The sequence below is a fragment of the Beggiatoa alba B18LD genome (assembly GCF_000245015.1).
In the GTDB taxonomy this organism is placed as follows: domain Bacteria; phylum Pseudomonadota; class Gammaproteobacteria; order Beggiatoales; family Beggiatoaceae; genus Beggiatoa; species Beggiatoa alba.
Genome location: NZ_JH600070.1, coordinates 411,735 through 433,821, shown reverse-complemented (window position 1 = coordinate 433,821; position 22,087 = coordinate 411,735). Strand labels below are relative to the sequence as shown.

Genomic DNA, 22,087 nt, shown 5'->3' with positions numbered 1-22,087 from the left:
AAAGAGGATTTATATCATGAAAAAGCCTACATTAGGCGCGAAAAACATGCTCACCCTGCATGTGAAAGATGAACTTACTCTTTACAACTCCTATTTGCCTTTCCTCAAACGTGGTGGGCTATTTTTTCCAACCGATAAAAAATACGAATTGGGTGAAGAAGTCTTCTTAAAACTCACGCTCTTAAACGATGAAGGCACAACCCCCGTTGCAGGCAAAGTTGCATGGATTAACCCTAAAGGTGCACCCGGTGGTCGTCCTGCGGGCATTGGCGTACATTTTAACGAAATGGACAACGGCAAGACTCGTGAAAGAATCGAACAAGCCATCGTTGCGATGCTCAAATCCGAAAAACCCACTTACACCATGTAATTTAAAAAATGCTTGTAGATTCCCACTGTCATTTAGATTTAATTGAAAAAATGCAACCGCAGACTTTAATTGACAACGCCCAACAAGCGGGTGTGAGTCATTTCCTCTGTGTTGCAGTTGATTTACACAATATCCCTAATGTCGTACAACTTGCTGAAAAATATGCAAACGTTTACGCCTCTGTCGGTATCCATCCCAATAGCGAGCGCGATAACGAGCCAGATGTTGAACAACTGATTAAACTTGCCGACCATCCCAAAGTGATTGCTATCGGTGAAACAGGTTTAGACTACTACCGTAGCGAAGGTGATTTAAGCTGGCAAAAACAACGCTTCAGAACGCATATTGCTGCTGCTAAAGTCACAGGCAAACCCCTGATTATTCACTGCCGCGAAGCCCGCGCCGATACGCTACAAATTCTCCGCGAAGAAAAAGCCCACGAAGTTGGCGGGATTTTGCACTGTTTTGTTGAGGATTGGGACACCGCACGGCAAGCCATGGATATGAATTTTTACATCTCCTTTTCAGGCATTGTCACCTTTAAAACGGCAACAGATTTAAAAGCTGTTGCTCGCCAATTGCCTTTAGACTATATGTTGATAGAAACCGACGCGCCCTATCTTGCCCCTGTCCCCTATCGTGGCAAACTCAACCAACCCGCCTACGTTAAATATGTTGCTGAACATATTGCCGAACTCAAAGGCGAACCTTTCGCTAAAGTCGCGCAAGCAACCACGGATAATTTTTTCCGCTTATTCCAGCGACAAATTCACCACTGATTTAAATTTATTGTGCAAATTCAATTAATTTGTGTCGGACAGAAAATGCCTGATTGGGTCACACAAGGCTATCAAGATTATGCAAAACGTCTTCCCGCTAGTTGTAGCTTGCAACTGGTGGAAATTCCTTTGTTAAAACGGGGAAAAAACGCAGATATTGCCCGCTTTCAACGGGAAGAAGGGGAAAAAACTTTGCAGGCTATCGCCCCGCAAGCGCATGTCGTCGCTTTAGATGAACGCGGGCAAGCATGGAATACGCTACAACTTTCTGAACAACTTGCTCAATGGATGCAAACTGCCCGCACTGTCGCGCTGTTAGTAGGTTCTCCTGAAGGATTAGCCCCTGCCTGTTTAGAACGTGCTCAACAACGTTGGTCGTTATCAGCCTTAACCTTGCCTCATCCTTTAGTTCGCATTGTTGTTGCTGAACAGATTTATCGCGCTTGGAGTGTGTTACAAAACCATCCTTATCATCGGGCGTAATAACTTTAATTTGAAGAGTTTTGCTGTTTTTTAATGAAGTTGCATCAATATCGAGTTATTCATCTCGTCGGGATAAACGGGAATAATAGAATAGTCCTTTAAAATCAAGAAGAGAGTTCTACTTTTCGAGGGTCGTAAAATGGGCGGTTTTTTTAAAAACGGCATTTGTATTTTATTGATTTAATTGCATATTTTCTTATGCAAGAAATATGCAAAAGAGTTCTACTTTTTTGGGCAATTTTTCGTGAAAATTTTGGCTTGCAAGCAAGTGAAAAATATGTGATTATTTTGATCGTCGGGGTTACAGCTGATTCGCCAAAGCAGGCGGTTGAAACATATTAATTTTGACACCATAATGGTTAGTGACTGGTTACAGCTGATTCGCCAAAGCAGGCGGTTGAAACATAGAACAGTTATATTGTTCATGAAAGATATTACGTTACAGCTGATTCGCCAAAGCAGGCGGTTGAAACTCCATTAGTTTTCGATTACTATCTTTTACTTCTGCGTTACAGCTGATTCGCCAAAGCAGGCGGTTGAAACATTGAATAACTCCACCGTTACCTTAATCGTATGTTACAGCTGATTCGCCAAAGCAGGCGGTTGAAACACTTTACCTCTACTTTGTTACTACTACATACACCAGTTACAGCTGATTCGCCAAAGCAGGCGGTTGAAACGCATCGGAATGTTTTTTGACAAATTCCTCAACTTCCGTTACAGCTGATTCGCCAAAGCAGGCGGTTTATTGAAGATGATAGAAATGAAAAAGCCTCAGTATGTTGATACTGAGGCTTTTTTATTTGCGCCTTAACCTGAGTTTGGCGGGTTTCTTTTAAAAATTATCTGAATCAGAATTCACAGAATTTTCAGAATTAGCAGAATTAAAAAGCGTGATTCACCCTAACTTTTTGGTTTGAGGGTTTTAAATCCTGCTAATCCTGAAAATCCTGATTCAGACAATATTTTAGTCTTGTCTGGTGAATCTTTTTCGTGTGTTCCGACAGACCTGCTAGGTTTTAAAAAATCTAGCAGGTCTCTGTTTTATTTTATAAAATTCGCAAAACAGGGGTTAATTAATTCGCTAAAACTTGTGTTAAAGTTTTCGCAAAAAATTCAATATCTTCAGCGGTGCGTGTTTCTGTAGCACACACTAATAGAGCATTCCCTAATTCAGGATAATAACGACTGACATCATAACCACCCCAAATGCGTTGTTGTGCCAGTGCGGTTAAAACCTCTGCAACGGGTTTATTCAGTTGTAGCAGATGTTCGTGGAAATAATCGCCTTTAAAGACAGATGTTACGCCATCAATTTGGCTTAAGCGTTGAATTAGTTGATGGGTATTTGCATGGCAGGCTAACGCGGTTCGTTCTAAACCTTCCGCGCCCATGATAGATAGGTAAATAGTTGCTGCTGTGACCATTAAGCCTTGATTGGTGCAAATATTCGAAGTGGCTTTAGAACGGCGAATATGTTGTTCACGGGCTTGTAGGGTGAGGACAAATCCTTCTTTGCCGTCAAGGTCTGTGGTACGTCCAATAATGCGCCCTGGCATTTGGCGAACGTAGTCTTGTTTACAGCAGAGGAAACCAAAGTAAGGGCCGCCTGACGCAAGGGGAATGCCTAGCGGTTGTCCTTCTCCGCACACAATATCCGCGCCTTGTTCACCCCATGTGTCGGGTGAGGAAAGGATTGATAATGTTGTCGGGTTGACTTGTGCAATAACCAATAATTTGTTTGCTTTTGCCCAATCTGTTAGTGCATTAACTGCTTCTAACATGCCAAAGAAGTTTGGTTGAGGAATGACTAACGCCGCCATGTTTTCTGTGACGCTTGGTAATTTTTCGAGGTCAACTGTCCCTGTTTTTGGGTGATAGGGTAGCATTTTTAATTGAATCCCTTGATTTTTAACAAGTGTTTCTACGACTTGTCGATAAATGGGGTGTACTGTTGCAGGCAGTAAAACGGTATTGGCTTTGGCAGATTTGTTTAAACGCACTGCCATTAAAACGGCTTCTGCTAATGCACTCGCGCCATCGTATAAGGAGGCGTTAGAGACATCCATCCCTGTTAAACGGGTCATCATGGTTTGATATTCGTATAACAGTTGTAAAGTGCCTTGACTGGCTTCTGCTTGGTAAGGGGTGTAAGCAGAGTAAAATTCGCCCCGCGTGGCAATTTCCCATACTGCAGCAGGGATATGATGCTCATAAGCACCTGCGCCAATAAAGCATAGGGCATTGCCATCTTGGTTTGCGCGTTGGCGCATAAGTTGACCGATTTCTAATTCAGTCAGTTGGGGGGGGAGTTGTGTCAGTGGCGCACAACGTAATGCGTCTGGGATTTCGTCAAACAAGGCTTCGATGCTACCAACGCCAATGGTGGCTAACATCGTTTCTATTTCTTCTTGAGTATGCGGAATGTAGGGCATTATGAGTTTTAGACGTTTATGAGTCGGAGAGGGTATGTGTTTAACCGTATGTTGCGTAAACGGTCAAACACATGTTTAACGCGGAGAAAAATACGCAGGCGTTATTCTTCGTTGATAGATTCCGCGTATTCTTCCGCGTTTAATAAATCATCAAGACCTGTATCTCCGTCGCTTAAACGTACTTTAAACAGCCAACCGTCATAGTAGGGGCTTTTGTTCACTAATTCAGGTTCATCGACCAGACTAGCATTCACAGCGATGACTTCACCACCAACAGGGCTGTAAACGTCAGACGCGGCTTTGACGGATTCTACAACCGCGCATTCGTCGCCAGCTTCTACAGGTTGCCCGATTTCAGGTAATTCAATGAAGACTAAATCCCCTAACAATTTTTGTGCATGGTCAGTAATGCCGATGATGGCAATATCATTTTCGACTCTAACCCATTCATGGCTTTCTGCATATTTTAAATCATCTAAAATTTCACTCATTTACCATACTCCCAATGAATTACATAATCAGTTAATCAATAAAATTAGGAATTTCAATTAATGCTTTACCTTGACGCACAAACGGGGGTTTGACGACTTGGGCAGGTAGTTGCTTATTGCGTATTGTAACCGTTACATTTTCATAAATCCCAGCGGGAAGTCGAGCTAAGGCAATAGATACGCCTAATGTCGGGGAAAATGTCCCGCTCGTAATTTGCCCTTCTCCGACTTCTGGAATTTGAACCTGTTGATGTGAACGTAACACACCTTTACTTTTTAGCACTAAGCCAACCATAACAAAGTGTTCGCCTGTCGCTAATTGTGCTTTTAAAGCCGCACGTCCAATAAAATCACGGTCATCAGGCGACCATGCAACTGTCCATGTGAGTCCTGATTCTAATGGCGTATAATTTTCATCCATGTCAACGCCGTATAAATTCATGCCTGCTTCTAAACGCAACGTATCTCGCGCACCTAAGCCGATAGGTTTTACCCCTTGAGCCAGTAATTTATCCCAAAAATCAGGGGCAAGATGAGCAGGTAGAATAATCTCGAAACCTTCTTCACCGGTATAGCCTGTTCTTGCAATAAAAAACTCTTCATCCCAGCAGGCTTGAAAGACGCTTAAAGCGGTCGCACTGGCTTGTAAAGCTTGTGGTAATAAGGGCAACGTCAATGCATGTGCTTTAGGACCTTGTATTGCTAACATGGCTAAGTCTTTTTGCTCAGTGACTTGTACCTCAAAAGCCTGTGCATGTTGGCGAATCCACTGCAAATCTTTTTCACGTGTTCCTGCATTCACGACTAAACGATATTGAGTATCTGTCTGTTTATAAACAATGAGGTCATCTAAAATACCGCCTTGTTCATTTAACATGCAGGTATATAACGCTTTACCAATTATTTTTAAACGAGCGACATCATTTGCTAATAAATAGCGTAAAAATGCAGTGACACGTTGACCGACTAAATCAACAACAGCCATGTGTGAAACATCAAACACGCCTGCGTGCTGACGTACTTGATTGTGTTCATTTAATTGAGAGCCATAATGCAAGGGCATATCCCAACCACTAAAATCAACAATTTTAGCGTTGGCTTGCAAATGGTTTGCATACAGCGGTGTTTGTTTACCCATAATCGTGTCTTATTAAATTAAAGGGGGGAAATGTGATAATAAACGACATATTGACTTTAAAAACTGCTTTTATCAAGTCTAATCATGCGCTGTATCACCGTATTAGCGGGTTATTATACAAGGGGTTATGCTTTTTACCATTAATACTCTCTAATCTTGTTTTTGCAACAGATTATCGTATGGATAATTATCGTGCGCCAACGCCTCAAGCATTAGCAGGGGCAACAACGATTAATACAACAGAATTAATACATTTATTACAACAAGAACCTGCATTACTCATAGATGTATTAGCTATTACCTACCGTGAAGAATCCGCCTTATTAGAGGGGGCTTGGTTACTCAGTGAACCGCGAGCCAATTTGCCCCACAGCCTCTGGTTACCCAATGTCGGCTATGGTCACTTAAGCCCCCCAATGCAACACTATTTTAGCGATAATTTAGCCCGTGCTACAAAAGGCAATAAAAACTACCCCCTCGTATTTTACTGCATTATCGATTGTTGGATGTCATGGAATGCAGGAAAACGCGCCCTAGAAATGGGATATACCCGCGTTTATTGGTATCCCGAAGGGACAGACGGCTGGAAAGAAGCAGGACAAGCTTTAGAAAATGCCACACCAATTCCGCTAATCCTTCAAGAAGACAATTAACTCACTTATTTTAAAAATAAATACACAAAAATATCTCAATGCCCTTTGCTGACCTCTGCGTAATCGGTACAGTTAATGCTACTATTAACTAAATACGGGTTAGCAACAAATGCATTATTGCGGTTATCAAAAGCCACAACAATTTAGGCAAAGTGATGAACTAACTAATTGTCCACGAATAATTTTTAAAGCCCTCTTTAGAACTTTTTAAATTGTACGCATAATGCAAAGACTCACATTAAGCAGTTATGTCATATTAAGGTGGTCACCATGTTAGAAGAAGAAGGCGTTATTGTTGAAGCAACAGAAAAATTTGTTTGGGTACGGACACAACGACGCAGTGGCTGCGCCCAATGTAGCGTTGATGGTTGTGGAACAAGCAGCCTCGCCAGCTTATTCGGGCAAAAAATCAATGAAGTCAGAGTGATAAATAACCTATCCGCCAAATTAGGCGATAAAGTCATTATTGGGTTAGAAGAACGCGCCCTATTGCGTGGCTCACTTCTTCTCTATATCTTACCGCTGATTTTTTTATTTTTAGTTGCTGCAAGTTACGATAGTCTTGCGATATCATCAGGATTACCCAGTGGAGAAGGCTGGACAGCACTAGCGGGTTTATTTGGACTTGCAGGCGGATTAGGACTGGCTCACTACCTCTCCTCCCGTTTAGAAGAAGATACACGTTACCAACCTGTATTAATTAAAATAGCCAATCCAACCTTATACTATCCAACCATTAATAATGTCAGTCCTTCTCTTCATGAAACAAGCAGATAAAAGCTTGCCACTTTATTATAAACATGTGTTGTTGGGAGCGAATATGCGGAAAATTTTTGTATATGCTTCATTCCTTATTGGATTAAGCATGAGTTTATTAAGTCTAGGCGTACAATCACGGAGTTTGCCAGAATTTACCGAATTAGTAGAAAAATACGGTCCTGCGGTCGTTAATATCAGTACAACGACAAAGAAAGAAACGACCCCACCGCCAACAGAAAAAAAATTACCCCAAACTATCCCAAATTTACCCGAAGATAGCCCCTTTAACGAATTCTTTCGCCGCTTTTTCGAAGATGAAGAGAACGCCCCCTACTTAAACGAACTCCCCTCAACATCGCTAGGTTCTGGCTTTATCATCTCCGCAGATGGCTACGTTGTCACCAATAATCACGTTATTGAAAATGCTGACGAAATTATTGTTCGACTAACAGACCGCCGAGAATTCACGGCTGAACTCATCGGCGCAGATGCCCGCACCGATTTAGCCCTGTTAAAACTGTCAGCAACCGAACTACCTTTCGTAAAACTAGGCAATGCTAACGATCTAAAAGTAGGCGAATGGGTGCTAGCAATTGGTTCTCCCTTTGGATTTGAATACTCCGCAACAGCAGGGATTGTCAGCGCAAAAGGTCGCAGTTTACCAACAGACAGCTACGTCCCTTTCATCCAAACAGACGTTGCAATCAACCCTGGTAACTCAGGTGGCCCACTCTTCAACTTAGACGGCGAAGTTGTTGGCGTTAACTCACAAATCTACAGTCGCACGGGTGGATTTATGGGCTTATCCTTCGCAATCCCCGTCGATGTCATGAAAAACATTGTTGACCAACTGCGAGAAAAAGGAAAAGTAAGCCGTGGCTGGTTAGGCGTACTCATCCAAGACGTAACAAGAGAACTCGCCGAATCTTTTGGCATGACCAGACCACAAGGCGCGTTAGTAGCAAAAGTTCTACCAAACAGCCCCGCTGAAGCCGCAGGTTTTCAAGCAGGCGATATCATCATTGAATTCAATGGTAAAAAAATAGACCACTCCTCAGATTTACCGCCTATTGTCGGAGTTACCCCCATTAACAGCGTTATTGCGACTAAAATCATTCGTGCAGGTAAAGAACAAAACTTACAAGTGACAATTGCCGAATTACCCGCAGAAGACGACTTGCAAAAAACAATGACAGGTCAATCCAAAGTCATCCGTAATAAGTTAGGACTAACGCTCGGCAATTTGGAAGAAAATCAACGAAAAGAACTAGAAATTGCTGAAGGCGGAGTGATTGTTAAATCTGCCGAAGGTATCGCCCAAGAAGCAGGTGTCAGAGTTGATGACATCATTCTTATGATTGCTAATACATCCGTTAAAGATGTCGCACAAGTTGAAGAATTAATTAGCAATTTAAAATCAGGGCAAGCTGTTCCAATCTTAGTAAAACGTGGCTCATCACAGCTATTCCTCGCACTAAAAATGCCGAAAGAGGAGAAAAAAGAAGAGAAGAAATAACTTAATTTCTGCTCGTCACAAAAAAGCCCCCAACAATTTTACAATTGTTGGGGGCTTTTACATTGATATAGTAAACGCACTATAAAACGATGCGAAGGACTGGCAGTCCTGTGAGGACTGCCAGTCCTAAATTTAACCTGAGTTCTGCGAGATTTATAAAATAAAACAGAGACCTGCTAGGTTTTCAAAACCTAGCAGGTCTTTTTTTGTCTGAATCAGAATTTTCAGAATTAGCAGAATTAAAAAGCGTGATTCGCATTAATTTCTTGGTTTAATTTGAGTTCTGCGAGTTTTATAAAACAAAACAGAGACCTGCTAGGTTTTGAAAACCTAGCAGGTCTGTCGGAACACGCGAAAAGGGTTGAAGGACTGGCAGAGATTACTCTCTTGTTTTTCATCGGAATTCACCAGACAAGATTAAAACATTGTCTGAATCAGGATTAACAGGATTAGCAGGATTTAAAATCCTCAAACCCAAAAGTCAGGTGAATCACGTTTTTTAATTTTGCTAATTCTGTGAATTCTGATTCAGATTTAGACGACAATAGACCTGCTAGGTTTTGAAAACCTAGCAGGTCTATGTGTTATTTATAAAATCTCGCCGAACTCAGATTAAATAAAAAGTTAACTATGCTGTTTGTTTTATGAGTTGTTGATATTTTAAATATAAGTCGTCCTTAGTTTCTATAAAGCTGGGGTTGGTAATAATGCAATCAACGGGGCAAACATCTATACATTGTGGTGTATCATAATGTCCGACACATTCTGTACAGGCGTTCGGGTTAATTACATAAATTTCATCCCCTTCACTGATTGCACCATTTGGGCATTCAGGCTCACAAACATCACAGTTGATACATTCATCAGTTATTAACAGTGCCATTACATTTATTCCATACTAAAAAGCTAGGGTATTGCAAATATTAGCGCATTTTCTTAGAAATGGCATCTAATACTTTTGGGTGAACAAATTCGTGTATTGGTCCCCCTAAACGGGCAATTTCTTTGATAAGGCTTGAGGAAATATAGGTATATTGCGTCGCAGGGGTTAAAAAAATCGTTTCTATTTCAGGCATTAACGTGCGATTCATCCCTGCTAGCTGAAATTCGTATTCAAAATCAGAGACTGCACGTAAACCTCTGACAATGACTTGTGCTTGCGCTCGGGTTGCGAAGTTTGCCAGTAAATTATCAAAGCCACAGACTTCAATATTTGAAACATCGGCTAAAGCTGTTTTCGTTAATTCGACCCGTTCTTCTAAAGGAAATAAGGGAGTTTTTGCAGGGTTTGCAGCAACAGCAATAATAACCTTATTGAAGAGTTTTGCCGCTCGTCTGGCAATATCTGAATGTCCTAATGTAATGGGGTCAAATGTGCCAGGGTAAATTGCCTTAATATTCATGAGATGCTTCACTCAGTAAGGGATAGAGACCATGATCATGTCAGGTGATTATGTCGGATTAAAGAAAAGACGAAGCAGGCAAGCGGGGAAAAAGGGCTTGTCATTCAAGATGACGTGTTTTATTGAAGTATTGTAGAGGTCGCTAATTATCAATGGCAAGTGTTATTTCTATCACAATGACGCACATAGGTTATCGTGCGTCATTGATGCGCAGAGCAGGTTTTTAAGCGTAGGCTAAACCTTCTTCATGTTTAATTTGTACTAGCTCGCCTTGTGATAAGGACATCAGCAGAATGGCAATAATTTCATGCATGATGACTGTGTGATTATTGCCTGTTTTATACAACGCTTGACGTAACTGTTCACGGACTTCTGTTTTCCCCGTGACTTCAATAATGATATCTACCGTTTCGCCCATATTGGCGATTTCCATAAAATCTTGTGTGGTGTGAATTCCTTGCTCACGAGCAAGGCGCATCCCGACGGTGTCTTGATTCACATCCGCAACGGCGACAATTTGGATAAAACTACTTGCAGAGAGTTGTTTTAGTAGTGGTGTCCCTGTCTCTCCTGCACCGATGATTGCAATATTGATTTTTGTTTTTTGTACAGTCATTTGTAAATCTCCATCCGTTTAGCAATATTTTTACAGATAACTACAATTTTAGTTTTTAGATTAAGTAGTTACTTTTTGTGAAAGACAGTAAATATTGTTATTTCAATAAACTCAAAACTTGCAGAGTCTGCAATAAATAACATTTTTTTTCTTTAACATAGTTTAAATTATCGCTTTTATTCAATTTCCTCATTTTGTAACATTTATTACAAAAGGGTTTAAGCGCGTCTTTCGAACCGACAAATACGACATTTTTGCACTGCACTATACGAGGTTATTATTTTGATTTTAGTTGCTTAATTTAGCATTAAAAGCGAGTGGCACACTTTATGCCATGTGTAGGAAAAATGGGTCTTTCCACGAGGGTAATGAGTGTCATGAGCGAGTATTTATTAATTTTGATTGGTACTGTTTTAATCAATAATGTCTTATTGAGTAAATTTTTGGGGTTATGTCCATTTATGGGGGTATCTAACAAAATTGATACTGCCATTAGTATGGGAATAGCAACAACTTTCGTGTTAACGCTTGCAACCATTGCCAGTTGGTTAATGGAGCATTTCATCTTAATTCCCCTCAATATTAGTTTTTTACGAATTATTTTCTTTATTTTAGTGATTGCGGCGGTTGTGCAATTTACTGAAATGGTCATTCATAAAACCAGCCCGACGTTATATCAAGTATTAGGGATTTACTTACCGTTAATCACGACTAACTGTGCGGTGTTAGGGGTTGCGCTTTTAGTGATTCAAGAAAAAATCGGTTTCTTACCTAGCATTGTTTATGGCTTTGGCTCTGCGGTGGGTTTTACGTTAGTCATGGTGATTTTTGCAGGCATTCGGGAACGGATTGCGATTGCAAATGTGCCTGCTGCATTTGTAGGTGCGCCCATTGCCTACGTAACGGCGGGCTTGTTGGCAATGGCGTTTATGGGGTTTGGTGGTTTGTCATTTAAGTAACAGTGAAGGAGTACATGCAATGGTTGCTGCTGTTTTTTGTCTCACAATTTTAGGTTTTGTTTTAGGTATCGGTTTAGGTTATGCCGCGAGAATTTTTAAAGTTGAGAAAAATCCAATTGTTGAAGAAATTTTAGCCATTTTACCTAATTCTAATTGTGGTCAATGTGGATTCCCAGGGTGTGCTGGGGCGGCTGATGCATTAGCAACAGGACAAGCACCTGTAACTTGTTGCCCGCCTGGTGGTCGTGCTTTAGCGGAAGAATTAGCGGTTAAGTTGAATGTGTCATTTGATGCATCCGCAGTGGCAGATAGTGTGCCGATGTTAGCAGGAATTGATGAGAATAATTGTATTGGTTGTGCGCGTTGTATTAAGCATTGTCCAACCGATGCGATTATTGGCGCGCCAAAACAAATTCATGCCGTTATTAAAGATGCTTGTACAGGATGTTCTGCATGTGTTGATCATTGTCCAACAGAGTGCTTACAAATGCGTCCTATTGAGGTGACTTTGAAAACATGGCGTTGGGATAAACCTGCGGAGCAATTACCTGTTGCAGCTTAGTGCACCCGTGTTGAACGGTTAGATGTAATAAAAATTTGGGTAGGGGCTTGGTTAAGTAATTTTGTGACAGTCCCTACACTGTCTTTCCCTTTCCTGAGTTGATGGTAACAGATGGGTTACATCCTCAGTGGTGATGAGAAAAGCGATGAAGTTGTTTAAGTTTAATGGTGGTGTTCATCCCGAAGAACATAAGCAGATTACCAGTGCTAAGCCAATTCGGGTTATGCCCATGCCTAAGCGTCTGTATGTCCCTTTACAACAGCATATTGGCGCGCCTGCTGAACCTGCAGTTAAAGTGGGTGATACGGTTTTAAAAGGTCAGTTACTCGCAAATAGTCAAGGGGCTATTTCTGCCCCTGTACACGCGCCAACGTCGGGCATGATTGTCGATATTAGTGACCATCCTGCCCCCCATCCTTCTGGCTTGCCCGTCCGTACTATCGTTTTAGAATCTGATGGCGAAGATAAGTGGGTAGATTTGCCCAGCATGGATGCAGACCCGTTAAGAACTGATGGGGCTGAAATTGCCTTGCGTGTGGGGGCTGCGGGTATTGTTGGTATGGGCGGGGCAACTTTTCCTTCTGCGGTGAAATTGCGTTTAGGCAGTCGCAATAAAATCCATATGTTAGTGTTAAATGGGGGCGAGTGTGAGCCGTATTTAACCTGTGATGACCGTTTAATGCAAGAGCGAGCGGACGGCATTGTTGATGGGGCACGCATTATTTTACATACCATTAAAGCGGAAAAAGCTTTGTTAGTGGTTGAAGATAATAAGCCTGTTGCGATTGCTGCCCTGCAAAAAGCCTGTGAACATGCGGGCAATCTGCGCGTCGTGGTTGTGCCTGCGCAATATCCCATGGGGTCTGAAAAGCACATGATTAAAGCGGTCACAGGGTTAGAAGTGCCTGCGGGTGGCTTAGGAGCTGATATTGGGGTCTTGGTGCATAACATGGGCACTGCTTACGCGGTACATCAGGCTATTAGACATCATCGTCCTTTAATTTCTCGAGTGATTACAGTCGGTGGTGGGGCTGTGAAAGAGCCTCAAAATGTGGAAGTGCCGATAGGTACGTTATTGTCTGATGTTATTGCTTTTTGTGGCGGATTGTCTGAGCCTCCCGCACGTACTTTGATGGGGGGACCGATGATGGGGCAGATGATGCCTTCTTTAAATGTTCCCGTTGTTAAAGGGACAAGTGGCGTAATAGCGTTAACCGCGCAAGAAGTTTCAGCACAAACAGTCATGCCCTGTATTCGTTGTGGTAGCTGTGTCGGTGCGTGTCCTTGTGGGTTATTGCCGTTACAGATGGCAGCCCATGCAAAAGCGGGCAATTTGGATAAAGTGGTCGATTTTGGTTTAGTTGACTGTGTCAGCTGTGGCTGTTGTTCCTATGTTTGCCCTTCACATATTCCTCTCGTGCAATATTTTAATTATGCCAAAGGGGAAATTGCGGCACGTCAACAAGCGAAGCATAAAACACAGGAAAATCGTCGTTTAGTTGAACAACGTACCCAACGCTTAGAGCGGGAAGCTCAATTAAAAGCAGATGCCGCCGCCAAGCGAAAAGCAGAAGCAGATGCTCGTAAAGCTGCGCAAGCTGCTAAAGCAGTCAATGCAGAATTGTCATTAGATTAAGGTTATTGAAGGTTTACTCGGAGTAATTTCATGAATCCTGCCACGCTGATTAGCGGCCCTCATACTCATGCACCGACATCGGTTGCAACCGTGATGCGTACGGTTATTTACGCCCTCGTTCCAACGACAGCTTTTGGCATTTTTTTGTTTGGTTGGCCTGCTTTATTTTTATTATTAATTAGCATCGCGGCTGCCTTAGCGACAGAAGCTGCCTGTTTGTACTTGATGGGAAAACCGATTAAACCGTTTTTAAATGATGGTTCTGCGGTGTTATCGGGCTGGTTAATTGCGTTAACCTTGCCACCATGGGCCCCTTGGTGGATTGCAGTCGTTGGCGTGGTGTTTGCGCTAGGCATTGGCAAGCATTTATTTGGCGGTTTAGGACAAAATATTTTTAATCCTGCGATGTTAGCGCGGGTCATGCTCCTGATTGCTTTCCCCCTAGAGATGACGACATGGATTAATCCAACGCCACTGTTTTCTAGTAATGCCCCCAGTTTACTGACCAGTTTAGGCATTACTTTTGGCGGGAGTATTCCAAATATCGATGGATACAGCGGTGCAACGCCTTTAGGACATGTCAAGACAGAATTAACTTTAAATCATACCGTGCCACAAGTGCTTACAGACTATAACCCCTTGTATTCCCTTTTAGGATGGACAGGGGGTAGTTTAGGGGAAACCTCTGCATTATTAATATTGTTAGGGGGGTTATATATGCTCTATAAACGGGTGATTACATGGCATATTCCTGTCTCTATGTTATTAACCTCATTAGTTTTAGCAACGGTTTTTCACCTGATTAATCCCGACCGTTATACCGATGGTCTTTATCATATTCTCAATGGCGGGGCGATGTTAGCAGCATTCTTTATTGCAACTGACTATGTGACTTCGCCCTCTAGCAAAATAGGACAAATTTTATTTGGGGTTGGGGCTGGCGTTTTGGAATATACCATTCGGACATGGGGCGGTTTCCCTGAAGGGGTTGGCTTTGCGGTGTTACTGATGAATGCATTAACCCCATTAATTGACCATTATGTACGCCCTCGCATTTATGGTCGTACTTATCGTGGTAAACCTATCGACGTTAGCACCCGTTCTTAAAGAGAAATATCATGACGAAAGGTATTAAAAACCCCAGTTATCGTAACCGTATTGGTTATCACAGCGGTTTATTAGGGAGCGTTGGTTTATTAGCCAGTGCCGCCTTAGTAATTGCTAACGTAGAAACCCATGATGCCATTGAAAAAGCGAAAGCGGCTGAAAAACAGGCTTCTATTGAACAAGTGTTACCCGCTGCGTTACATGACAATGACATGTTAAAAGAAGCGATTGAAGTGACAAATGCGGATGGTTCTAAACGTCAAATTTATGTGGCAAAGAAAGCAGGTGAATTAACAGGTGTCGCTTTTGAAGTGACAGGACATGGTTATGCAGGTGCGATTAATCTCATCATGGGGATTGATAAATCAGGCAAAATTTTAGGTGTACGTACCCTAGCGCATAAAGAAACCCCTGGACTTGGTGACAAAATCGAAATCAGTAAAGCCCCATGGATTGAGAGCTTTACAGCCAAATCCTTAGCTGATCCTGATGAGAAGGGGTGGAAAGTTAAGAAAGACGGCGGGATTTTTGACCAATTCACGGGGGCGACGATTACCCCGCGTGCTGTCGTGAATGCAGTTAAAGAAGGGCTAGATTTCTATAAGGAAAAACAATCCGACATTTTGGCAGAAGTGAATAAACCCGTTGCTGACAGTGCCCCGACAGCAACAACAGCAGGAGGCAAATAGCCATGGCGACAAATTACGGCAAAATTATGCGTGATGGACTTTGGGATAATAATCCTGTGTTAGCGCAACAATTAGCATTATGTCCAGCCCTAGCCGTTACGACGACGGCGACTAACGGCTTAGGCATGGGCTTATCCACCTTGTTAGTATTAGTCCTAACTAACCTCGTGATTGCATTAGTCCGCGACATCGTCACGCCTGAAGTACGGATTCCTGTCTTTATCGTCTTGATTGCGGCAGTAGTGACTATCATTGACATGTGCATCAATGCGTTTTTACATGACTTATACAAAGTACTCGGTTTATTTATTCCCTTAATTGTGACGAACTGCGTTATTTTAGGACGAGCTGAATCATTTGCCTCGCGCAATAGTATTCCCGCCTCTATTGTTGACGGATTTGCCATGGGCTTAGGATTCACTATCATGCTCACTATTATGGGTGGAATTCGCGAAATCATTGGCAGTGGCACTTTATTTGCGCAAGCCTCCTCTTTATTAGGGCAAAGTTTTCACTTCTTAGAAATGACCATTATTCCTGATTATAAAGGCTATTTATTAATGATTCTCCCCCCAGGGGCATTTATTGTCATGGGCTTTTTAATCGCTGCAAAACGGGTATGGGAATCACGGCGTAAAACAGTATCAGCACCTGCCTTAGATTCTGTAGAAACCCCAGCAACTTAATTTTTATCCATGGGGTTATGCTTTAATCCCATGCAAAAAGCAAAATAGGTGATATACGTATGAATGTCGGAATTGCTTATGCAGACTCAACGCAACAAGTCTGGTTGCGTCTTGAAGTGCCTGATGGTAGCTCAGTTGAAGAAGCGATTAATTTATCAGGTATTTTAAAACGATTCCCCCATATTGACCTGAAAAAACAAAAAGTAGGGGTTTATGGAAAAATTGTAAAGTTAGACACCCCATTGCAAGAAAGTGATCGGGTAGAAATCTATCGCGCCATCATTGCCGACCCAAAAACGGTCAAACGGCGAGATCGGGATGACGACGACGACGATGATGAAGATTAATAAAACGGTCATCTGGTGTTATGGTAATTTTTCATAACACCATCTTACACAACCGCGTTAAACGCATTGAATGTATTGCTTGTTGTTGACTGTTAGGATTTAACCCATCTCTTTTTATGATGACGTGAATGAAGGCATTACAAACTTACATAAAAATCTAATAAGATAGAAATGCTTCTGTTGCAGAAGCAAATCACCCGTATTAGGGATGGTGTTAATAATGAGTGAACCACAAGAAAAAATGACTAAGCAATTACTTTCTGCCCGCTTAAATACCTTAACGGACGCAATAGAGTCCTTTCTGAACAACCCACCAGAAGGGACACCCACAGACATCTTAGAATTATTTAAACATGCCGTTACTAACGAAGATACGGCATTACCTCCCCGCCTGTTTTTCGAAGCGGTTGAACAAGCACAAGTTGCAATTTCTATCACTGATTTAGACGCAAAAATTCTCTATGCCAATCCTGCTTTTGAACAAGTCACTGGATACGCCTTAGAAAATATTATCGGTAAAAAAGAATCCGCGTTATCTGACCATAAAACCCCCTCTTTGGTTTATAAAACCTTGTGGGGACGGCTAAAACAGAATAAACCTTGGACAGGGATGTTAGTCAATCGGCGCGAAAATGGAGAACGTTATCTTGCCGAAGTAATTATTGCCCCTGTGCTCAATAAACAAGGCGATGCGGCATATTATCTCGGTATGCACCGTGATATGACCGATGTTTACCATTTAGAACAAAAGGTTAAAAGTCAAAAAGCCCTGATTGAATCCGTTGTTGATTCCGCCCCTGTCGTGATTGCCCTATTAAACGACCATGAAAAAGTCGTATTAGACAATCACGAATATAAAAAATTAGTCGGCGATTTACGCGGGCTAGAACCTGCAAAACTCTTCTTAACCGCTTTAAAAGATGCCTTAGGCAATGAATGGAAAGATTTATCATCAAACGATGGTAGTTTTGAAGACCAAGAAGTCAGTTTAGACATGGGGGGAAATCGTCAGCCGCGCTGGTTTGTTTGTGCGGGGACATGGTTTAGAGAACGCGACAGCAGTGCTGATGCGTTTTTTGAAGTCAGAAAAGAAAGTTATTTTTTATTAGTCGCCAAGGAAATAACCGAGTTGAAACATCGCCAAGAAGAAGTTCGCATGAATGCCTTAAGGGCATTATTGGCAGAGGGAGAAGTTATTGAAAATATGCGTGAAACCCTAACAGGGGCTATTCACCAATTTCAAGGACCTATCAACATGATCGCGGCGGCAGTCGGTATGCTGGAACGACGTTCAGAAGCCAAAGGCTCTTCTGATCCCTTGTGTGATGCATTAAAAAATGCCTTATCAGCGGCTGAACAAGCCATTGATAACCTAAGACAAAGCACACCCAGTTTAACCAATGAAGCCATTGTTCCCGTTAATTTAAACGAACTGCTCCGCGACGTGCTCACCCTCTCTACTAGCCGTTTATTAGCCAACGGCATTGTGGTCGATTGGATTCCAACCCCCATACTCCCCCCAATGCTTGGTCGAGTGGGACGCTTAAGAAGCTTGTTCAAACACCTGATAGATAATGCTTTAGACGCGATGCAAGATAATCGTGGTAAACTATCAGAACTGCGGGTTCGTACCGCAGCAACCGAAGAAGGAATGCTCAGAATCATTGTAGAAGATACAGGTCCTGGTATTCCTGAACATCTGCGTTTAAAAGTCTTTGAACCGTTCTTTACTACCAAAGGTAGAGCACATCGTAGTGCAGGCTTAGGACTGACAGCCGTGCAAGAAGTTGTGAACCTCCACGCGGGTACAATACGGATCGATCCAGACTATGACAGCGGATGTCGGTTTATTGTTCAGTTTCCAAGTGTGCGTTATCGGGAAGCGGTATAAGTGGATTCAAAAAACGATCAAGACGTAACCCTATTAAACAATCGTGCCAACCTAATAGAATCTGAGTTAGAAGCCTTGTTCCAAGTGGGCAAGGTCTTAAGTCGTTCCCTCAATTTGGATGAGACACTAGAAGAAGTGCTAAAACACCTACACCATTATGCGGGTATGCATTATGGTGTTGTTACATTACGCACGGACGACGGTGAATTATCTGTCAACGCAGTTTATGCGGGCGATAAACAACAGCCGCCTAAGTTTCGTTATCGAATTGGGGAAGGAATTATCGGCTCAGTCATGCAGCTCAATAAAACCATTGTGGTCGAACGAGCGGGCGATGACCCGCGTTTTTTAGACCGCTTAGGCTTATACGAGCGGCATCTTCCTTTTATAGGCATACCGATTCACATCAACCAAGAGCTAGTCGGCGTATTAGCCGCCCAGCCCTGTAAAAACGACCGTTTCCTACATGAGCGTACCCGCTTTATGGAAATGGTCGCACAACTGATTGCCCAAAGCGTCCGATTCTCTAATGAAATTGCCAAAGAACGTCGTGACTTAACCGACGAACGCGACCGTTTACGCCAAACCGTGCGCGGACAATACAGCTTTGACAACATCGTCGGACATTCGCCCACCATGCAACGAGTCTTCGAAATGGTGCGCCAAGTTGCTAAATGGAACACCACCGTTTTAATCCGTGGAGAATCAGGCACAGGGAAAGAACTGATTGCCAACGCAATTCATTATAATTCCCCCCGCCACACCGCCGCCTTTATCAAAGTCAACTGTGCCGCCTTGCCTGAAAATCTGCTCGAATCGGAATTATTCGGACATGAAAAAGGCGCGTTCAGTGGGGCGATTAACCAACACAAAGGACGCTTTGAACGGGCCGATGGTGGAACACTCTTTCTCGACGAAATCGGGGAAATATCCCCCACTTTCCAAGCTAAATTATTACGGGTTCTACAAGAAGGCGAATTAGAACGGATTGGCGGGACACGCACAATAAAAGTTGATGTTCGTGTCATTGCAGCAACCAACGTAAACTTAGAAGATGCGGTAGAAAATAACGAATTTCGTGAAGACTTATACTATCGCTTAAACGTTATGCCAATTCGCCTGCCTCCCTTACGGGAACGCATTGAAGATATTCCAGAACTTGCGCATTTTCTCATCACCAAAATTGCCAAAATGCAAGCACGGAAATTGGAACTCACTGATAGTGCTATTCGTTTACTCATCCGTCACGATTGGCCTGGTAATGTCCGCGAGCTAGAGAACTGTTTAGAACGTGCCGCAATTATGTGCGAAGGTGAATTAATTGACCGCTCCATCATCAGCATGACGGGGCTAGAAGAAAAGCTCACCATGCCCACGACAAACAACGATAGCAATAATAACGCGCTCACTAAAGTTGATTTAAACGATGAATCGATTGATGAGCGTGAACGAGTGATTGCAGCCTTAGAACAAGCGGGCTGGGTACAAGCAAAAGCTGCGCGGTTGCTCAACATGACCCCGCGTCAAATTGCCTATCGGATTCAAACGCTCAATATTAAATTGCGGAATATTTAACCCTAACGGAACAAGGTCGAGTCATACTCGACCCCTTTTATAAAACAGTGACACAACAGTAAATTTTGCTATCAGTCATCATAATTCCTGCTTATACTTAACTTGAGTTCGGCGAGTTTTATAAAACAAAACAGATATCTGCTAGGTTTTCAAAACCTAGCAGGTCTGTCGGAACACGCGAAAAGGGTTGAAGGACTGGCAGAGATTATTCTCTTGTTTTTCATCGTGATTCACAGGATTTAAAACCCTTAAACCAAAAAGTCAGGTGAATCACGCTTTTTAATTCTGCTAATTCTGAAAATTCCGTGAATTCTGATTCAGACAAGCTGTTGTCTTTTTAAAAGAAACTCGTAAAACTCAGGCTGTTTTATGCCTAAAAACACAATAACCATCCGTTTTTATTTTTGAATCTCGCAGAATTAGGGTTGACTATGCTGCATTACGACTCCTTTTTTACCATCGGCAAAACGCATGTTGTCTGTGAAGACTATGCCTTACATGGCGACAGTCCAACCCCCTTTTTAATCGTTTGCGATGGTTGCTCGTCCTCACCGAACAGCGATGTCGGGGCGCGTATTCTTGCACTCACCGCAAAAACACTCGTAGAAAAACAAGTCGATAATTTAATCAGCGATTATTATCTATTTGGACAACGTCTGATTAAACAAGCCGCCGATATCGCACAAAAACTGCCAATATCCCTATCCGTCTTAGATGCAACCACATTGATTGCTTATCAAACTGCGGACAGTGTGCGCATTTACGTTTATGGTGATGGAACGATTCTACTTAAAAATCAATCAGATAAGATTGACTATATCAATATCGAATTTACCCACAACGCCCCCTACTACCTTTCTTACTGGCTAACGGAAGAACGCCAACAAGAATATGCCAGCCATGAACTGTACCCATTAATTATTCAGGATTCACGCGCAAGCCAGAAAGAAAACGCTATCTATCATAAACCACTCATTTTTGAGTTTTCCTTAACAGAATATCCCACAATTGCCATTGCATCCGATGGAATTGGACAATGCTACAACTTTAGCGACGGTACGCGGATATCACTACTAGATGTTGCAACACAATTACTGGCTTTTAAACAAGTCGAAGGTGACTTCGTGAAACGTCGAGTAAAACGGGCTTTAGAACAATTCGCCAAACAAGGCATTTATGCCGCAGATGATTTAAGCCTTGCGGCACTGGTACGCACTACATAAAAACACTTTTGCCTAAACTCGCAATAACAACTGTTACCAACCCCAAGGTTAAATTAATCCCAATTAAACGGCGTATTTGCCCCAAGCGTAAACCACCTGTTTGCCAATCCTGTGTTTTTACTGCCTCCTGCAACCGCTGATACAAGATAAAAAAGATATGGATAAAAATCACCATCATGCTTAATCCTGTCAACAGCATGAGGTGTACATGCCATTGCACCTGAGCCATCCCGCCGTACAAATGTATTATGCCGATACCCGTTACCAGCAAGCTAAAAATCGCAACCCATACCCAAGGGAAAAACTTCTTAAAGACCTGCACCCACAATTGCAGACGTAACGGCAACTCCAGAAGTTGCGCAGCAACAGGACGTAAGGCAACGTAAGCGAAAAACATTCCTCCCACCCAAAGAAGACAGGCTAAAATATGCAAGGTTTTTAATAAGCTGAATAACATGAGTTTTCCTAAACAAAGCGTAGTGATAATAAAAACATTCTACCGAAACCTGCTAAGATACCGATAGATATCAATCAACTATAGCGATAACTAGATGATATACTAATGACAAACTAATACACTATTTTAGAATATCTTGCCCTATTTATTCAAAAAGTGATTGCTGATTAACCTGAGTACGGCGAGATTCTTTTAAAAAGATAACAGCCTGTCTGAATCAGAATTTTCAGAATTAACAGAATTTAAACCCCTTAAACCGAGAAATTAATGCGAATCACGTTTTTTAATGCTGCTAATTCTGAAAATTCTGAT

At 42.3% G+C, this 22,087-nt stretch carries 23 protein-coding genes and 1 CRISPR repeat array; of the genes, 16 read left to right on the top strand and 7 right to left on the bottom strand.

Annotated features, from left to right (window positions below; genetic code table 11):
* Positions 1–16: 16 nt before the first annotated feature.
* From BEGALDRAFT_RS01750 to rlmH, 3 genes are read left to right on the top strand one after another with little or no spacing between them, the layout of a single operon-like run.
* Entirely contained in the window at positions 17–370 is a 354-nt protein-coding gene (locus BEGALDRAFT_RS01750) for a PilZ domain-containing protein (RefSeq protein WP_002683060.1), read from the top strand.
* A gap of 8 nt (positions 371–378) precedes the next feature.
* Positions 379–1,149: a TatD family hydrolase gene (locus BEGALDRAFT_RS01745; protein WP_002683059.1), complete on the top strand. Its 771-nt coding sequence runs from the start codon at positions 379–381 to the stop codon at positions 1,147–1,149.
* A gap of 12 nt (positions 1,150–1,161) precedes the next feature.
* A complete protein-coding gene (gene rlmH, locus BEGALDRAFT_RS01740) occupies positions 1,162–1,632 on the top strand; it encodes a 23S rRNA (pseudouridine(1915)-N(3))-methyltransferase RlmH (RefSeq protein WP_002683057.1) in 471 nt (156 codons plus the stop codon).
* Between the two features lie 300 nt (positions 1,633–1,932).
* Positions 1,933–2,383: a CRISPR direct-repeat array (repeat unit 35 nt; unit sequence GTTACAGCTGATTCGCCAAAGCAGGCGGTTGAAAC).
* 325 nt (positions 2,384–2,708) lie between these two features.
* On the opposite strand, the gene gcvPA is transcribed toward rlmH, so the two are convergent.
* From gcvPA to gcvT, 3 genes are all read right to left on the bottom strand, one after another.
* The gene (gene gcvPA, locus BEGALDRAFT_RS01735) at positions 2,709–4,067 is read right to left on the bottom strand and encodes an aminomethyl-transferring glycine dehydrogenase subunit GcvPA (protein ID WP_002683055.1); all 1,359 of its coding nucleotides are present in this window, start codon (positions 4,065–4,067) and stop codon (positions 2,709–2,711) included.
* Positions 4,068–4,168: 101 nt separating this feature from the next.
* Positions 4,169–4,558 carry a glycine cleavage system protein GcvH gene (gene gcvH, locus BEGALDRAFT_RS01730; RefSeq protein WP_002683053.1) on the bottom strand — a complete coding sequence of 130 codons (390 nt, stop codon included), beginning with the start codon at positions 4,556–4,558 and terminating at the stop codon, positions 4,169–4,171.
* 31 nt (positions 4,559–4,589) lie between these two features.
* Complete coding sequence (gcvT, locus tag BEGALDRAFT_RS01725) at positions 4,590–5,696, bottom strand: glycine cleavage system aminomethyltransferase GcvT (RefSeq protein WP_002683051.1); 1,107 nt, start codon at positions 5,694–5,696, stop codon at positions 4,590–4,592.
* 32 nt (positions 5,697–5,728) lie between these two features.
* Between gcvT and BEGALDRAFT_RS01720 the strand changes: the two genes are divergently transcribed.
* The 3 genes from BEGALDRAFT_RS01720 to BEGALDRAFT_RS01710 all read left to right on the top strand — a co-directional run bounded on the left by BEGALDRAFT_RS01720 (position 5,729) and on the right by BEGALDRAFT_RS01710 (position 8,624).
* Positions 5,729–6,349, top strand: coding sequence for a PQQ-dependent catabolism-associated CXXCW motif protein (locus BEGALDRAFT_RS01720; protein ID WP_269719543.1), 621 nt, complete (start codon positions 5,729–5,731; stop codon positions 6,347–6,349).
* A 270-nt stretch (positions 6,350–6,619) separates the two neighbouring features.
* The gene (locus BEGALDRAFT_RS01715) at positions 6,620–7,126 is read left to right on the top strand and encodes a SoxR reducing system RseC family protein (RefSeq protein WP_002683048.1); all 507 of its coding nucleotides are present in this window, start codon (positions 6,620–6,622) and stop codon (positions 7,124–7,126) included.
* A gap of 43 nt (positions 7,127–7,169) precedes the next feature.
* Complete coding sequence (locus BEGALDRAFT_RS01710) at positions 7,170–8,624, top strand: Do family serine endopeptidase (RefSeq protein WP_002683047.1); 1,455 nt, start codon at positions 7,170–7,172, stop codon at positions 8,622–8,624.
* Positions 8,625–9,252: 628 nt separating this feature from the next.
* On the opposite strand, the gene BEGALDRAFT_RS01705 is transcribed toward BEGALDRAFT_RS01710, so the two are convergent.
* From BEGALDRAFT_RS01705 to BEGALDRAFT_RS01695, 3 genes are all read right to left on the bottom strand, one after another.
* Positions 9,253–9,507: a YfhL family 4Fe-4S dicluster ferredoxin gene (locus BEGALDRAFT_RS01705; protein ID WP_002683045.1), complete on the bottom strand. Its 255-nt coding sequence runs from the start codon at positions 9,505–9,507 to the stop codon at positions 9,253–9,255.
* Between the two features lie 40 nt (positions 9,508–9,547).
* Positions 9,548–10,027, bottom strand: a complete 480-nt coding sequence (gene coaD / locus BEGALDRAFT_RS01700) for a pantetheine-phosphate adenylyltransferase (RefSeq protein WP_002683043.1) — start codon at positions 10,025–10,027, stop codon at positions 9,548–9,550.
* A gap of 223 nt (positions 10,028–10,250) precedes the next feature.
* Positions 10,251–10,643: a Gfo/Idh/MocA family oxidoreductase gene (locus BEGALDRAFT_RS01695; RefSeq protein WP_002683041.1), complete on the bottom strand. Its 393-nt coding sequence runs from the start codon at positions 10,641–10,643 to the stop codon at positions 10,251–10,253.
* 377 nt (positions 10,644–11,020) lie between these two features.
* Between BEGALDRAFT_RS01695 and rsxA the strand changes: the two genes are divergently transcribed.
* From rsxA to BEGALDRAFT_RS01645, 10 genes are all read left to right on the top strand, one after another.
* Positions 11,021–11,602, top strand: coding sequence for an electron transport complex subunit RsxA (gene rsxA, locus BEGALDRAFT_RS01690; protein WP_002683039.1), 582 nt, complete (start codon positions 11,021–11,023; stop codon positions 11,600–11,602).
* A 19-nt stretch (positions 11,603–11,621) separates the two neighbouring features.
* Positions 11,622–12,164 (top strand): RnfABCDGE type electron transport complex subunit B, encoded by a 543-nt coding sequence (locus BEGALDRAFT_RS01685; protein ID WP_002683037.1) that lies wholly within the window; start codon positions 11,622–11,624, stop codon positions 12,162–12,164.
* 145 nt (positions 12,165–12,309) lie between these two features.
* The gene (rsxC, locus tag BEGALDRAFT_RS01680; RefSeq protein WP_002683036.1) at positions 12,310–13,800 is read left to right on the top strand and encodes an electron transport complex subunit RsxC; all 1,491 of its coding nucleotides are present in this window, start codon (positions 12,310–12,312) and stop codon (positions 13,798–13,800) included.
* Positions 13,801–13,830: 30 nt separating this feature from the next.
* Complete coding sequence (locus BEGALDRAFT_RS01675) at positions 13,831–14,907, top strand: RnfABCDGE type electron transport complex subunit D (RefSeq protein WP_002683035.1); 1,077 nt, start codon at positions 13,831–13,833, stop codon at positions 14,905–14,907.
* Positions 14,908–14,918: 11 nt separating this feature from the next.
* A complete protein-coding gene (rsxG, locus tag BEGALDRAFT_RS01670) occupies positions 14,919–15,596 on the top strand; it encodes an electron transport complex subunit RsxG (RefSeq protein ID WP_002683034.1) in 678 nt (225 codons plus the stop codon).
* Positions 15,597–15,598: 2 nt separating this feature from the next.
* Positions 15,599–16,282: an electron transport complex subunit E gene (locus BEGALDRAFT_RS01665; protein ID WP_002683033.1), complete on the top strand. Its 684-nt coding sequence runs from the start codon at positions 15,599–15,601 to the stop codon at positions 16,280–16,282.
* A gap of 59 nt (positions 16,283–16,341) precedes the next feature.
* Positions 16,342–16,629, top strand: coding sequence for an RnfH family protein (locus BEGALDRAFT_RS01660; RefSeq protein WP_002683032.1), 288 nt, complete (start codon positions 16,342–16,344; stop codon positions 16,627–16,629).
* A 220-nt stretch (positions 16,630–16,849) separates the two neighbouring features.
* Positions 16,850–18,520 (top strand): nitrogen fixation negative regulator NifL, encoded by a 1,671-nt coding sequence (gene nifL / locus BEGALDRAFT_RS01655; protein WP_002683031.1) that lies wholly within the window; start codon positions 16,850–16,852, stop codon positions 18,518–18,520.
* Entirely contained in the window at positions 18,521–20,095 is a 1,575-nt protein-coding gene (nifA, locus tag BEGALDRAFT_RS01650) for a nif-specific transcriptional activator NifA (RefSeq protein WP_002683030.1), read from the top strand. It abuts the gene before it with no gap.
* 431 nt (positions 20,096–20,526) lie between these two features.
* Positions 20,527–21,318 (top strand): protein phosphatase 2C domain-containing protein, encoded by a 792-nt coding sequence (locus BEGALDRAFT_RS01645; protein ID WP_002683029.1) that lies wholly within the window; start codon positions 20,527–20,529, stop codon positions 21,316–21,318.
* Here BEGALDRAFT_RS01645 and BEGALDRAFT_RS01640 read toward each other — a convergent pair.
* A complete protein-coding gene (locus tag BEGALDRAFT_RS01640; RefSeq protein WP_002683028.1) occupies positions 21,311–21,775 on the bottom strand; it encodes a CopD family protein in 465 nt (154 codons plus the stop codon). The two genes, BEGALDRAFT_RS01645 and BEGALDRAFT_RS01640, sit on opposite strands and share 8 nt — an antisense overlap.
* Positions 21,776–22,087: the final 312 nt, after the last annotated feature.